General features: G+C 74.2%; 10 protein-coding genes and 1 pseudogene. 5 read left to right on the top strand and 6 right to left on the bottom strand.

Annotation, left to right across the window (positions count from 1 at the left end; genetic code table 11):
* Window positions 1-41: 41 nt before the first annotated feature.
* The gene (locus tag ABGA99_RS16320) at window positions 42-830 is read left to right on the top strand and encodes a hypothetical protein (protein ID WP_347582882.1); all 789 of its coding nucleotides are present in this window, start codon (window positions 42-44) and stop codon (window positions 828-830) included.
* Window positions 831-852: 22 nt separating this feature from the next.
* On the opposite strand, the gene ABGA99_RS16315 is transcribed toward ABGA99_RS16320, so the two are convergent.
* From ABGA99_RS16315 to ABGA99_RS16305, 3 genes are all read right to left on the bottom strand, one after another.
* Window positions 853-1,629 carry an NPP1 family protein gene (locus ABGA99_RS16315; protein ID WP_347582881.1) on the bottom strand — a complete coding sequence of 259 codons (777 nt, stop codon included), beginning with the start codon at window positions 1,627-1,629 and terminating at the stop codon, window positions 853-855.
* Between the two features lie 169 nt (window positions 1,630-1,798).
* A complete protein-coding gene (locus tag ABGA99_RS16310; RefSeq protein ID WP_347582880.1) occupies window positions 1,799-2,200 on the bottom strand; it encodes a GNAT family N-acetyltransferase in 402 nt (133 codons plus the stop codon).
* A gap of 88 nt (window positions 2,201-2,288) precedes the next feature.
* Window positions 2,289-4,583, bottom strand: coding sequence for a LuxR C-terminal-related transcriptional regulator (locus tag ABGA99_RS16305; protein ID WP_347582879.1), 2,295 nt, complete (start codon window positions 4,581-4,583; stop codon window positions 2,289-2,291).
* A gap of 188 nt (window positions 4,584-4,771) precedes the next feature.
* On the opposite strand from ABGA99_RS16305, the gene murA reads away from it, so the two are divergent.
* Window positions 4,772-6,079 (top strand): UDP-N-acetylglucosamine 1-carboxyvinyltransferase, encoded by a 1,308-nt coding sequence (murA, locus tag ABGA99_RS16300; protein ID WP_347581325.1) that lies wholly within the window; start codon window positions 4,772-4,774, stop codon window positions 6,077-6,079.
* 89 nt (window positions 6,080-6,168) lie between these two features.
* On the top strand, window positions 6,169-6,414 hold the full coding sequence (locus ABGA99_RS16295; protein WP_347581326.1) for a hypothetical protein: 246 nt from the start codon (window positions 6,169-6,171) through the stop codon (window positions 6,412-6,414).
* Here ABGA99_RS16295 and ABGA99_RS16290 read toward each other — a convergent pair.
* Window positions 6,389-7,675, bottom strand: a complete 1,287-nt coding sequence (locus tag ABGA99_RS16290; RefSeq protein ID WP_347582878.1) for a low temperature requirement protein A — start codon at window positions 7,673-7,675, stop codon at window positions 6,389-6,391. The genes ABGA99_RS16295 and ABGA99_RS16290 overlap by 26 nt on opposite strands.
* A 254-nt stretch (window positions 7,676-7,929) precedes the next feature.
* Here ABGA99_RS16290 and ABGA99_RS16285 point away from each other — a divergent pair.
* A pseudogene (locus ABGA99_RS16285) lies at window positions 7,930-9,393 on the top strand (glycoside hydrolase family 47 protein).
* 52 nt (window positions 9,394-9,445) lie between these two features.
* Here the strand turns inward: ABGA99_RS16285 and ABGA99_RS16280 are convergent.
* Together ABGA99_RS16280 and ABGA99_RS16275 are read right to left on the bottom strand one after the other, a co-directional pair.
* Window positions 9,446-10,201, bottom strand: coding sequence for a C39 family peptidase (locus tag ABGA99_RS16280; protein WP_347582877.1), 756 nt, complete (start codon window positions 10,199-10,201; stop codon window positions 9,446-9,448).
* 73 nt (window positions 10,202-10,274) lie between these two features.
* Complete coding sequence (locus tag ABGA99_RS16275; RefSeq protein ID WP_347582876.1) at window positions 10,275-11,267, bottom strand: esterase family protein; 993 nt, start codon at window positions 11,265-11,267, stop codon at window positions 10,275-10,277.
* A 179-nt stretch (window positions 11,268-11,446) separates the two neighbouring features.
* Between ABGA99_RS16275 and ABGA99_RS16270 the strand changes: the two genes are divergently transcribed.
* Complete coding sequence (locus tag ABGA99_RS16270) at window positions 11,447-12,430, top strand: winged helix-turn-helix domain-containing protein (protein WP_347582875.1); 984 nt, start codon at window positions 11,447-11,449, stop codon at window positions 12,428-12,430.
* Window positions 12,431-12,437: the final 7 nt, after the last annotated feature.

Below are 12,437 nucleotides of genomic sequence, written 5' to 3'. Positions count from 1 at the left end.
TACGGTGAGGCGCAGTCACCCGGAGAAGGGGGTACCCCGCCATGGCGAGCAAGATCATTCTGCTGCCGAAGGAAGTCGGCAGCCTCAGCCGCGGGCTGCCTCCCGCCGATGTGCCGCCGCTGCCGGAGACGCTGTTCGTGCTCGGCTCGAACGGCGGGATGAGCGTGGCACCTGACGCCGGCTTCACCGTGGTGTTCGGGCGCAACGAGCCGGAGGTGCACGTCTGCGTCGGCGGCGGCGACCAGCACGTCAGCCGCCGGCAGGGGATAGTGGCCCGCCAGTACGCGCGCTGGGTGCTGACCAACACCGGGAAGCGGCCCATCCGTTTCCCGGACTCCCGGCTGGTGCACCGCGGCGACCAGGCGTTCCTGCCCGCCGGCTACACCCCGCTGTTCGTCGTCTCGCCCCGCCAGGACCATCTGCTGGAGGTACGGATCTCCGCGGCCAGGCCCGGCGGGGCGGCCGGGGGCCCGACCGTGCAGGAGGAGTCGACCCTCAGCGACGAACGCGACCTCGAGGACCACGAACGGCTCGTGATCGTCTGCCTCGCCCAGCGCTATCTGCAGGGCGACCCGCAGCCGCAGCCGCTGACCTGGGCGCAGGTCGCGGACGAGCTGCAGCGACTCCAGCCGGCGCGCAACTGGACGGAGAAGAGCGCCGCCCACACCGTCGCCAACGTACGGAAGAAGCTCAGCGACAAGGGGGTCCCGGGGCTGACCGCCAAGGACGTGCCGCCGCCCGTGGGCAACGCGCTCAACCACAACCTCATCACCGACCTGCTGCAGACCGCGACGATCGGGAAGAAGGACCTGTCGTCGCTGGGGGAGTGAGGTCGCCGCACCGCCGCGCGGGCTACGGGGCGCCGGGGTCGAACGGGATGCCCGCGGGCAGGGCCTTCTCCAGGTGGGAGACGAAGGAGGAGTCCTTCAGGCCGAAGTGGGCGCTGCCGAAGTCCGTCGTGGCGAGCTTGTCGCGCAGCCCCGCGGGATAGCCGTTCCAGCCCACGAGGGCGGGGAACTGCCAGCCGCCCCGGTGGTTTTCCGGCGGCTCGTCGTTGCCGGTGGCGGGGCGGAAGGCGTGGGTGCCGATGCCGTCCTTGTGGTAGACGACCTTGGGGTGGGTGCCGTCCCACCGGATCTCGTCGCGGGAATAGGTGTCGAAGTCGCCGTGGGCGGAGGTCGAGACGTACTGCGCCTGGTCGTTCCGGATCCAGACCACGACGTGTTCCCAGTCGTGCCGGTGCCCGAAGAGGCCGGTGCCGGGCAGGGCCTGGTCCTTCTCGAAGTACAGGCCGTAGACGACGGCGCACCAGCCGTTGTTGCACTTCGCGCGCGCGTAGCCGTTGGTGTTGTCCAGGTCCGCCGCGTCGCGGCAGCCGCCGTCGAGCGCGCCGCCCGGCTCCAGCCCGGGGTTGACGGTGCCGTCGGGGCCGATGGCCGGCGTGGGATAGCAGCCGTCGGTGTCGTAGTCGTACGCGGGCTGGAAGGCCTGCTCCAGGCTGTCCGCGTTCGCCGGCAGCGCCTGCGGCGGCGCGGCGGCCGCCGTGGCGGCGTGCGGTACGGCGAGGACGAACGCCAACGCACCGCCCAGGACGGCGGATACGCGACGGATCCGGCTGCTCGACCTCATGCGGCCTCCCCAGGCGGCTTCGTGGAGCCCCGACGACCGCCATCCTCCGGCCGCGGCCGGAGGCCGGGCAACGGTGCAAAGCCGCCCATGGGCGACATGTGACGGGGCGGGCGGGCGAAGAGCCGGTGGCCGCGCGGCGTCGCCGCGCCGTCGCCGCGGTGCGCGCAGGTCAGCCTGTCAGCGGGATGAGGCCCGCGGACGTCGGCCGGAAGCCGCAGCCGTCGACGTAGAACGTGCGCAACTCGTCGTCGAAGTCGACGTGCAGCCACTCGCAGCCGGCCGTGCGGGCACCGGTCACCGCCGCCGCGACCAGTCCGGCGCCGATGCCCTCGCGCCGCCGTGCCGCGGGCACGACGGTGTCCAGGAGGAAGGCGTGCACGCCGCCGTCCCAGGCGACGTTGACGAAGCCGACGAGCGCGCCGCCGTCGCGGGCGCACACCCAGCCGAGGCTGTGACGGTCCAGCTGCGCGCGCCAGTCGATGTCCAGGACCCGGTGGTGGAAGCCTTCGGCGTGCAGGGCGTTGACGTCGGCGTTGTCGAAATCGCCGCGCCACTCGTACGTGAGCGTCATGGGCCGAGCGTACGGTCACGGGTCGCGGCGGAGCGCCGCGCGGCGGCAGTACGCTCGTCGCGACCGCACCGCTGCCGGCGAGGGGCAACTAGTCCAGGGCGGCGGGGATCTCGCGGCGCGAGGTGATCCCCAGCTTGGCGAAGATGTGCTCCACGTGCGCGTCCGCCGTCCGCTTGGAGATCACTAACTGCTCCGCGACCTCCCGGTTGGACAGCCCTTGCGACACCAGCGCGGCCACCTCGCGCTCCCGCCGCGTCAGGGCGGGCGCAGCGGGCCCGCCGTCCGCCGCGCGAAGCGCCGTCGCCACGGGCTCCGCCGCCGTGCAGGGCGGCTCGTCCGCCCCGGCCCGTACCGCCGCGAGGACCGCCGCCCCCGGCAGCCGCGCCCCGCGCCTGCGCCACCGGCCGAACTCCTCGGCGCCCAGCGCCTCCGCCACCGCCTTCTCCACCGACTCCTGCTGCTCCAGCAGCGACGGCAGCATGCTCACCGGGTCGCCGCTGAGGCGCCGGCTGTTCTCCGCGTAGCCGAGCAGCCAGGCGGCTCTGACGTACCGCTCCTCCCGGGCGGCGTGCCAGGACAGCGCCAGGCAGGCCGGCGCCACGATCAGCGCCTCGCCGATCCCGCCCGCGGCCTCCAGCCCGCGGTGCAGCGGCTCCACACTCGTCTCGTACTCCCCGGCGAGCCACTGGATGGCGCCCTGGACCATCAGCGTGGAGGCGAACAACTGCCGGTCGCCCGTGCTCTCCAGATACCCGAGCCCCGCCTCGCACAGCCGCAGCGCCTCGCCGGTGTCGCCCAGCACGGCGCGCAGCAGCGCCTCCTCGTAGTGCACGACCCCCATCTCCAGGCCGTCCCCGGCCGCCACGATCCGCTCCCGCGCCTCCGCCAGCGCCGCCAGGCCCTCGTCGACCTCGCCGCCCAGCGCCGTCAGCGCCCCCAGATACGCGTCGGCGAACCGGCCGACGCGCTCCGTCCCCGCCTGCTCCGCGGCGTTCCGCGCCAGCGGAAAGCGCTCCGCCGCCGTCGCCAGGTCCGCCGTCCAGATCCCGAAGATCCCGGTCATCAGCAGGCCACAGGCCCGCTCCTCGCAGACCTCGGGGGCCAGGTCGAGCCCCTCGTTCCAGTGCCGGCCCGCCGAAAGCGTGCCCGCGGCGCGCCAGTACGGCGTGAGCTGCGCCGCCAGCCACAGGCCGTTGCGGGCCCGCTCGGGGGTGTCGTACGCGTAGGCCATGGCCACCCGGAGGTCGGCGATCCGCTCCCGTACGTCCGCGTGCAGCCCGGGCTGCGCCGGGGTCAGCAGCTCGTCCCAGAAGCGCTGCCCCAGCTCCCGCATGGACGACAGATGCCGCTCGCGCACCGCCTCGACGTCGCCGGCGCGGGCAACCCAGTTCGCGCCGTACTCGCGAATGGAGTCCAGCAGCCGGTAGCGGTCGCCGTCCTCGCCGGTGCGCTGGACGACGGACTTGTCGACGAGGCCGATCAGCGCCGGCAGCACGTCCTCGCGCGCCAGCTTGCCGCCCGCGCACACCCGCTCGGCGGCCGAGACGTCGAAGGAGCCGGCGAAGACCGACAGCCGGGCCCACAGCAGCCGCTCGTGCGCGGTGCACAGCTCGTGCGACCAGCCGATGGCGGTACGGAGCGTCTGGTGCCGGGCGTGCGCGGTGCGCCGGCCGCCGGTCAGCACCTCGAAGCGGCGGTCGAGCCGGGTGGCCAGCTCCGCGAGCGGCACCGCCCGCAGCCGGACCGCCGCCAGCTCCAGCGCCAGCGGCATCCCGTCGAGCCGGCCGACGAGCGCGAGCAACTGCTCGCGGTTGGCGTCGGTGACCGCGAAGCCCGTCACGACGGACGCCGCGCGCTGCACGAACAGCTCCAGCGAGTCGGCGGGATCCAGGGGCGCTATCGTCAGGCAGCGCTCGCCCGGCACGTCGAGCGGCTGCCGGCTGGTGGCCAGCACGCTGACGCCCGGGGCCTCGCGCAGCAGCACGTCGGAGAGCATCGCGCAGGCGCCGATCAGGTGCTCGCAGGTGTCGAGGACGATCAGCAGCCGGCGCTCACGCAGATGCGCGACCATCGCGTCGAGCGTGCCCAAGCCCGGCTGCTCCGGCAGCTCCAGCACCGCCGCCAGCGAGGTGAGCAGCAGCTCCGGATCCCGCAGCCCCGACAGCTCCGCCAGCCAGACGCCCTCGGGGAAGCGGGCGGTGAGCCCGGCGGCGGCGCGCATCGCCGTGCGGCTCTTGCCGACCCCGCCGGGGCCGGCCAGCGTGACGAGCCGCGACCGCGCCAACTCGGAGCGGATGAGGGCGATCTCCTCCGTCCTGCCGACGAAGCCGGTGAGCTCCACGGGGAGTTCCCCGCCGCGCCGCTGGCCGAAGCCGAATCCCATGGCACCCCCGGGGCAGTCCGTCCACGTCGTGGTCGCGATCCCACCACAGCGTACGCAGACAACTCCGCAGCGTGTAGGCCGCACCGCCTCCCTCACCCGTTCGGGACGCCCCCGCGACCGTGAGCTGGTACAGGAGCCGCTACGGGGCCGGGGGAGAGGCTCCCGGGGTACGGTCGTAGGCTGCACGGGTGACTGGGAAGCTGTGGCAGATCGAGCCGTCCGGACCGCTCCGCGGTGACGTCACCGTGCGCGGGGCGAAGAACGCGGTCAGCAAGCACATGGTGGCCGCGATGCTCGGCTCCGGGCCGAGCACCATACGCAACGCGCCCGACGTCGGCGAGGTCGGCATCACCGCCCGGATGCTGGAGCACGTGGGCATGAAGGTCGAGCGCACCGACGGCGAGGTCACCGTCGTGCCGGGGCCGGTGGCGGATCCGAGCGTGGACAAGGCGTTCACCGGGCTCAACCGCATCCCGATCCTGCTGCTGGGCCCGCTGCTGCACCTGACCGGCGAGGCGTTCGTGCCGATGGTCGGCGGCGACCCGATCGGGCGGCGGCCCGTCGACTTCCACCTGGACGCGCTGCGCCGCTTCGGCGCGGAGGTGGAGCTGGCCGAGGACGGCATCCACGCCCGCGCCGCCCGGCTGCGCGGCACCCGCGTCGATCTGCCGTACCCCAGCGTCGGCGCCACCGAGACGGTGCTGCTGACCGCCGTACGGGCCGAGGGCCGCACCGTCATCCGCAACGCCGCGACCGAGCCGGAGATCGTCGAGCTGGCGCTGTTCCTCCAGCGCATGGGCGCGCGGATCTCGCTCTACCCGGACCGGCGCATCGTCGTCGAGGGCGTCGACACGCTCGGCGGCGCCACCACCCGGCTCGGCGGCGACCGCATCGAGGCGTTCTCCTATCTGGTCGCCGGGCTGGTCACCGGGGGAGAGGTGCGGGTGCACGGCTGCCCGCAGGACCGGCTGGTGACGCCCATCACCACGCTGGCCCGGATGGGCGCCAGGTTCGAGATCACCGACGAGTGGATCACGGCGTCGGCCCCGCGGGCGCTGCGCGCGGCGGCCGTGCAGACCGACACCCACCCGGGCTTCGCCACCGACTGGCAGACACCGCTGATGGTGCTCTTCACGCAGGCCGAGGGGATGTCGGTGCTGCACGAGACGGTGTACGAGAACCGGCTGGCGTACGTCTCCGCGCTGCAGGGCATGGGCGCCGAGATCGAGGTGTACGACACCTGCCTGGGCGGCCCCGCCTGCCGCTACCACGACACGGGCGCGCTGCACTCCGCCGTCGTGCGCGGCGTCAGCGCCCTGCGCGGCGGGGACGTCACGATGCCCGACATCCGCGCCGGGTTCTCCGCCGTGCTGGCGGCGGCCGTCGCCACCGGCGGCTCGACGCTGCGCGGGGTGCACCACATCGAGCGCGGCTACCACCGGCCCGTCGAGCAGTTCCGCGCGCTCGGCCTGGAACTGCGCAGCCGCGAGGAGTAGGCCGGCGGCGAGGAGCGGCGCACCGCGGGGTGCGGGGCCGGGCGTACGGCGCCCGGGGGTCGGTGCCGGATGTGCGGTGTCCGGTGTGCGTGGGCGGGAACTTGGAGGGGACGGACGTGGAGTGGTGGTGGGTGGCTGCCGCCGTGCTGCTGGGCGGTGCCGGAGTGGTGTCCGCGGGCTTCCGGCAGGCGGACGACTCGCCGCGGCGGCTTTCGGGACGATCGCAGCGCGCGGCGCGCGGCCTCTCCGTGGTGCTGATCGGCGTCGCGGTCTTCTTCGGGCTGCTGGTGGCGGTGGGCAAGTTCCTGCTCACGACGGGGAACGGCGGGCTCTGAGCTCCGCCAGCACCCGCCGCTGGTGCCGGTGGCCGACCGTCTCGTAGCCGACGACGGTGACGAACGGGGCGAGCATCACGACGAGCAGGCACACCGCGACCGGGGTCCCGGCGGCGGAGAGCAGCACCGCCGCGCCCAGCACGGCGAGCGTGAGCGAGATCAGCAGCGCGTGGAAGCGGTCCCTGGCGGACAGCAGCAGGGTGTGCAGCGCGTAGACGACGACCAGGTACAGGCCGACGGGCAGCGCGAGGGAGAGCACCACGGCCGTCTCGCCGATCGCCGCGTGGTGTTCCAGGAACAGCCCGGCCACGTGCAGCCCGGCGCCGGCGCCCGCGATGCCGGCGAACACGGGGATGTGCCCGTAGCCGAAGAGGTATCCGCGGGCCCGCCGGTGCACCAGGATGTCGCCGAAGGGCGTGGTGAAGTACACCCACCACATGCCGAAGGTCAGCCCGACGCCGGCGACGACGACGGCCACGGCGTTCGCCGTCCACTCGGTGCCTTCCGGGCCGCCGAGGAGGTCGCCGGAGGAGGCGACGGTGCCGACGACGCCCTCGCCGAGCGTGATGATCGCGAAGAGGCCGTACCGCTCGGCGACGTGGTGCGGGTGCCACGGCGTCCCGCCCGCGCCGCCCTGGGTGAGCACCGGCAGCAGCAGCTCCAGCGCCGTGAACACCACGTAGGCGACGATCACCTGGGCGAACGACAGGTTCGTGAACCCCACCACGAGCCAGCCGGCCTGGGCGATCACGGTCCAGCGGATGTTGGCCATGCACACGTCGTGGTACGCGGGTGACTCCCGGGCGGCCCGCCACCACTGCGCCACCATCGCGATCCGCATGACGACGTAGCCGATGACGATGGCGCGGATCTCCAGGTGGTGGCCCTTCTCGACGGAGTGGAACATCGCCGGCAGGCCGAGGGCGAAGATGACGACCCCGATCATCTGCACCATCGTCAGCGACCGGAAGAGCCAGTCGTCGGTGCCGAACGCGGACGCGAACCAACTGAAGCTGATCCACGCGATGCTGATGGCGAACATCGCCAGCGTGAACGCCACCACCGCCCTCCCGGCGTGGTCCTCGGCGGCCATCTCGGCGAGGAACGACGCGGCGGTGCCGACGGCGACCACGAACGTCAGGTCGAACAGCAGCTCCAGCGGCGTGACGGCCCGGCCGCGCTCCTCGGGGTCGCGGCCCGTCATCGGCACCCGGCCGTGCGCCACCCGCCCGCCGCCCGCGGCGGCTGCGGAGTCGGTCATGGCGCGATGATGCCCCATCGGACGGCGGTCGCCGCGGGGGCTCGCGCGGGGCGCCCGGGGCGCGTACGCCGGCTGCCGTACGGACCGCGGGGCCACCCGGTCGCGCACGGCGGAGCCCGTCCCGCGGGTACCGCGACACTCCGCGGGCGCCATTGACACCGCCCCGAGCCCCGCTAGCCTCGATGCACGACCGCATGTGACAACGATGTCAGGCGCGTCGGGGGGCGCGTCCACACCGCGAAGGGGCAGCATCGATGGGCACCGCCGCACACCACCGCACCCCTCTCTCCCGCCGCCGGCTGCTGGCAGCCGCGGCCGCGACGTCCGCCGCCGGCGCCGGCGCCCTGGCGCAGGCCGCGCCCGCGCGGGCCGTGCCGGGACCGGCCGCGCACCCCGCGGCCGCCGTACGCGTACCCCCCGGGCCGCACGCCGCGCGTGAGATCCGCGCCGAGTTCCTGCACGCCTGGAACGGCTACCGCGCCGCCGCCTGGGGCCACGACGAGGTACGGCCCGTCTCCGGCACCTGGAACGAGTTCTTCGCCGCGGGCCACCCCGTGGGCCTGTCCGTGATCGAGGCGCTGGACACGCTGTACGTGATGGAGCTGGACGACGACCTGACGGAGGCCGCCGACTGGCTGGAGCAGAACCTCGACTTCGACATCGACGCCGACTTCCACGTCTTCGAGGCCATCATCCGCGTCGTCGGCGGGCTGCTCGCCGGCCACCTCGTCACCGGCCGGCAGTCGCTGCTCGACCTGTGCGTCGACTTCACCGACCGGCTGCTGCCGGCGTTCACCAAGTCGCCCACCGGCATGCCGTACACCCGCGCCAACCTGCGCACCGGCGAGGTCCACGGCACCACCCCGCCGCTCGCCGAGATCGGCACGAACATCCTGGAGTTCGGGATGCTCTCCAAGCTCACCGGCGACGGCAGGTACTACGAGGCGGCCAAGCGCGCCTACCGCGCCGTGCTCGACCGGCGCTCCTCGCTCGACCTCCTCGGCACCCGGCTCGACGTCGAGACAGGCCGCTGGACCGACCCGACGGACCAGGGCCCCAACCCGCCCGTCGACTCCTTCTACGAGTATCTGTGGGGGGCCTGGGAGCTGTTCGGCGACCGGGACTGCCTGCGCTGGTGGCGGCTGCTCAACGGCGCCATGACCGAGCACCTGGTGGAGGAGTGGGACGGCCACGTCTGGTACCGCCAGGTCGACTTCGCCACCGGCGAGACCACCGGGCGCCGCCAGTCGGAGCTGGCGTCGTTCTGGGGCGGCCTGGTCGCCAAGGGCGGCGACCGGCGCCTCGGCGAGCGCTACCACCGCTCGTGGGAGTCGGTCCTGCAGCGCTGGCCCGTGCTGCCCGAGGAGATCGACTACGGCACCATGACGCCGACCTCGCGGGGCAACCAGTTCCGGCCCGAGTACGTCAACGGCGCCTTCGACCTGTACTGGCTGACGAGGGACGACTTCTACCGCCGCACGGCGTGGCAGTACTTCGAGGGCATGAAGGCCCACGCCCGCGTCCCCGGCGGCTAGACGATCCTGGAGGACGTCACGACCTCCCCGATGCGCCGGGGCGACCTCTTCCCCGCGTACGCCTTCGCGGAGAACTTCAAGTACCTGTACCTGATGTTCGCGCGCACCCGCCGCTTCGACGGCGGAGACTACGTGCTGTCGACCGAGGGCAAGATCCTGCGCGGCCTGCCCCGCCGCCTGTGAGAGCCGCCGGGGCCCGCCCTCCCGCGGACGGGCCCCGGCGCTCCCGGGGGCGTCAGGCGGCGTAGCCCTTCGGCGGGATGAGCGTGGCGAGCTGGTCGAAGGAGAGCCAGTAGATCTGGTTGCCGCCGAAGGACGCCGGGTCGGCGATGAGGACGGTGCGCTGGGCGTCGTCGTAGCCGATCACCGTGAAGTAGTGGTAGATCGTCTGGTCCGGCGGGTAGCCGGGGGGCTGGTTGCCGGGCGGGGCGACGATGTTCGCGACGACGGGATAGCCGTTGTCGATGTCGAGCACGACGTCCCGCCACAGCAGGTCGCGCTGGGCCTGCGTCGGCGGGTCGTTCGGCATCTCCTTCGTCTCGTACCAGCCGGTGCCGAGGTTGGCGTTGAGCACGCCGGTGACCTGGCTGATGTGGTCGGTCCCGGCCTCGGTGGTGCCGAGCTGGGCGGCCAGTGCGCCCTGGCCGGGCGGGGCGATGCGCGCGGACAGCGCGATGCGGGTGGCGGCGGGGCCGCACCAGTAACCGGTCTCCTGGACCTGGTAGTCGACGTCCAGCGTACGGGCGGCCGCGGTCCGCTCACCGTCGACGTGCAGCCGGGTGCCGGGGCGGTTCTGCCCGCTGACGACGGCGGTGCCGGAGGCCGTGCCGCGCTCCAGCACGGAGGCCACGGTGGGGCCGGGGCCGGGGCCCGGCGCGGCGGCGGCCGGGGTCGCCAGCACGGCGCAGGCGGCGGTGGCCGCCAGCGCGGTGGCGATGGCGGTCGGGACGAGGCGGGAGCGGGGAGAGCGTGGAGTGCGGTGCTGGCGCATCGGGTCTCCTGGGGTGGGGGGTTGTGGGGGTGTGGGGGTGTACGGCGCGCGGAGGGGCCCGTACGGGATCCGGCTAGGCCTTGCGCAGCCGGGCGATGATGCCGTCGAGGTCGCGGCGGAACACCTCGGGGCGGAAGACGTGCCCGCCGGGCTCCTCGTGCCACTCGTGCGGGATGCCGGCCCCGGCCAGGGCGCCGCGGAACTCCCGCTGGCCGGCGAGGACCTGGGTCTCGTTGGCGGTGTCGAACCAGTTCACCGGGTCGGGACTGGTGCCCGCGACCAGGAACACCCGCTTGTTGCGGTAACTGCCCAGGCGCTCCATCGGGTTGTCGGCGCTGACCCGCGCCTCGTTCCACAGCGGTGCGCCGTAGACGGTGCCGCCCGCCAGCTCCACGGCGGCCGACGACACGTTCGCCCAGTGCACCACGAGCCCGGCGTCCCGGCGCAGGCTCGCCGGTCCCGAGTGGGAGCTGACCGAGGCGAAGTGCCCGTAGTACTTGGCCGCGTACTTCAGCGCGCCGAAGCCGCCCATCGAGAACCCGCCGACCGCGCGCCCGTCGTACTCCGCGTACGTGCGGAAGTTGGCGTCGATCCACGGCAGGAGCTGCGCGATGTGGAACGTCTCCCAGTTGCGCGGCCCGGCGTTGGAGGAGACGGGGTTGGAGTACCAGCCGGCGTGGCCGCCGTCCGGCATCACGACGATGACGCGCCTGCCGGCGGTCAGCGCCCGGATGCCGAGCCGGTCGAACTGGATGAAGTCCGCGTCGGTGCCGCCGCCGTGCAGCAGGTAGAGCACCGGATAGCGGAGCCCGCTGTCGTGGTAGCCGTCGGGGAGCAGGACGTTGACGCCCGGGTCCCAGCCGATCGCGTCGGTCGCGAACCGGTAGTACCACATGCGCGGGTCGGACTCGTTGCGGTCGGTGATCCGCAGGCCGAAGCCGTCGTTCGCGGCGCCGGCGGGTGATGCCCCGGCGAGGACGCCGGCGCCTCCGGCGGCCACCGCCGCCGTGAGGCCGCCCGCGGCCCTGAGCACGCGTCGGCGGGTGGGACGGGTCTCGCTCACCATGACCTCCTGGGCCGTGTCGATTACCTGGCACCGGGCCGGGGTCCGCCGGCCCGGGCTTCTGCGCTCCCGAGTCAGGCCACGGATCGTAGGCGGGGGCCCGCGGCGCGGCGGGCGGTGCTTTTCCGGCTCGGTCGAAAAGCCCACGGCGCGACCCCGTCCGGGGCCCTAGCGTGACGGGCATGGCCGGCACGCTGCGCATCCACTTCGGCGACCGGGACTTCCGGCACGTGCAGTTGACCGGGACCGCCGACCCCATGTGGGAGGCGATCCTCGGGCTGCACGTGCTCAGCACGCCCCCGGGCCGCCTGCCTACCCGGCTGCGTCCGTGGCGGCGGCGCGCGGCGGCGCGGCTGCACGGCGGCGAACTGCGCGCCGCCTGCCGGCTGCTGCGCGACCTGGCGCCCGCCGACGCCGCGTACTTCCCCGACTTCCTCACCCCGGTCGAGTCCGAGGAGGGCCTGTCCGCGGCGCTGGAGACGCTGCTCGCCACGCCCGGCCGGCGGCTCGCCCGCGAGCTGCGCGAGGCCGCCCGGCACCGGCCGCTGCCCGCGTGGACCCGTCGGCTCGCGGCGGGGGACCGGGCGCAGCTCGGCCGGATCGCGGACGCCGTACGGCAGTTCCACGCGCGGCTGATCGTGCCGGAGTGGAGCGAGGTGGAGGCCACGATCGCCGCGGACCGCGAGTGGCGGATGGCCGCGCTGGACGGCGGGATGCCCGCGGTGCTGGGCACGCTGCGGCCCTTCCGGTGGCGCGGCGGGGTGCTGACCGCGCCGTACCCCGTCGACTACGACCTGCGGCTGCGCGGCCGGGGCGTCCGGCTCATCCCGTCCTTCTTCTGCCACACCGCGCCGATCGCGATCGCCGACCCCACCCTGCCGCCGGTGGTGGTCTATCCGGTACGCCGCCACCCGGCGGTGCCCGGCCCGGTGCGGCCGCCGCCCGCGCTCGCCGCGCTGCTCGGCACCGCCCGCGCCCGGGTGCTCGACGCGCTGGCCGCCACCGCCACCACCGGGTCCGTCGCCGCCCGCCTCGGCATGCCGGCGTCGACCGTCAGCGGCCATCTGACGGTGCTGCGCGGCGCCGGGCTGGTGCGCAGCGAGCGCGCGGGCGCGCACGTCGTGCACCGGCTGACCGGCCGCGGCCGGCACCTCCTCGGCCGCTGACCCTTCG

Source organism: Streptomyces sp. B5E4 (assembly GCF_039871555.1).
Lineage (GTDB): Bacteria > Actinomycetota > Actinomycetes > Streptomycetales > Streptomycetaceae > Streptomyces.
Note: the sequence above shows the minus strand (reverse complement) of the source record. Positions and strands in the feature narration are given on the sequence as shown.

Excerpts from the sequence above, each read along its gene's own strand:
- ABGA99_RS16275 (WP_347582876.1), bottom strand. The coding sequence starts at position 11,267 with ATGGTGAGCGAGACCCGTCCCACCCGCCGACGCGTGCTCAGGGCCGCG.
- ABGA99_RS16270 (WP_347582875.1), top strand. The coding sequence starts at position 11,447 with ATGGCCGGCACGCTGCGCATCCACTTCGGCGACCGGGACTTCCGGCAC.
- ABGA99_RS16305 (WP_347582879.1), bottom strand. The coding sequence starts at position 4,583 with ATGGGATTCGGCTTCGGCCAGCGGCGCGGCGGGGAACTCCCCGTGGAG.
- ABGA99_RS16315 (WP_347582881.1), bottom strand. The coding sequence starts at position 1,629 with ATGAGGTCGAGCAGCCGGATCCGTCGCGTATCCGCCGTCCTGGGCGGT.
- ABGA99_RS16310 (WP_347582880.1), bottom strand. The coding sequence starts at position 2,200 with ATGACGCTCACGTACGAGTGGCGCGGCGATTTCGACAACGCCGACGTC.
- ABGA99_RS16280 (WP_347582877.1), bottom strand. The coding sequence starts at position 10,201 with ATGCGCCAGCACCGCACTCCACGCTCTCCCCGCTCCCGCCTCGTCCCG.
- ABGA99_RS16290 (WP_347582878.1), bottom strand. The coding sequence starts at position 7,675 with ATGACCGACTCCGCAGCCGCCGCGGGCGGCGGGCGGGTGGCGCACGGC.
- ABGA99_RS16320 (WP_347582882.1), top strand. The coding sequence starts at position 42 with ATGGCGAGCAAGATCATTCTGCTGCCGAAGGAAGTCGGCAGCCTCAGC.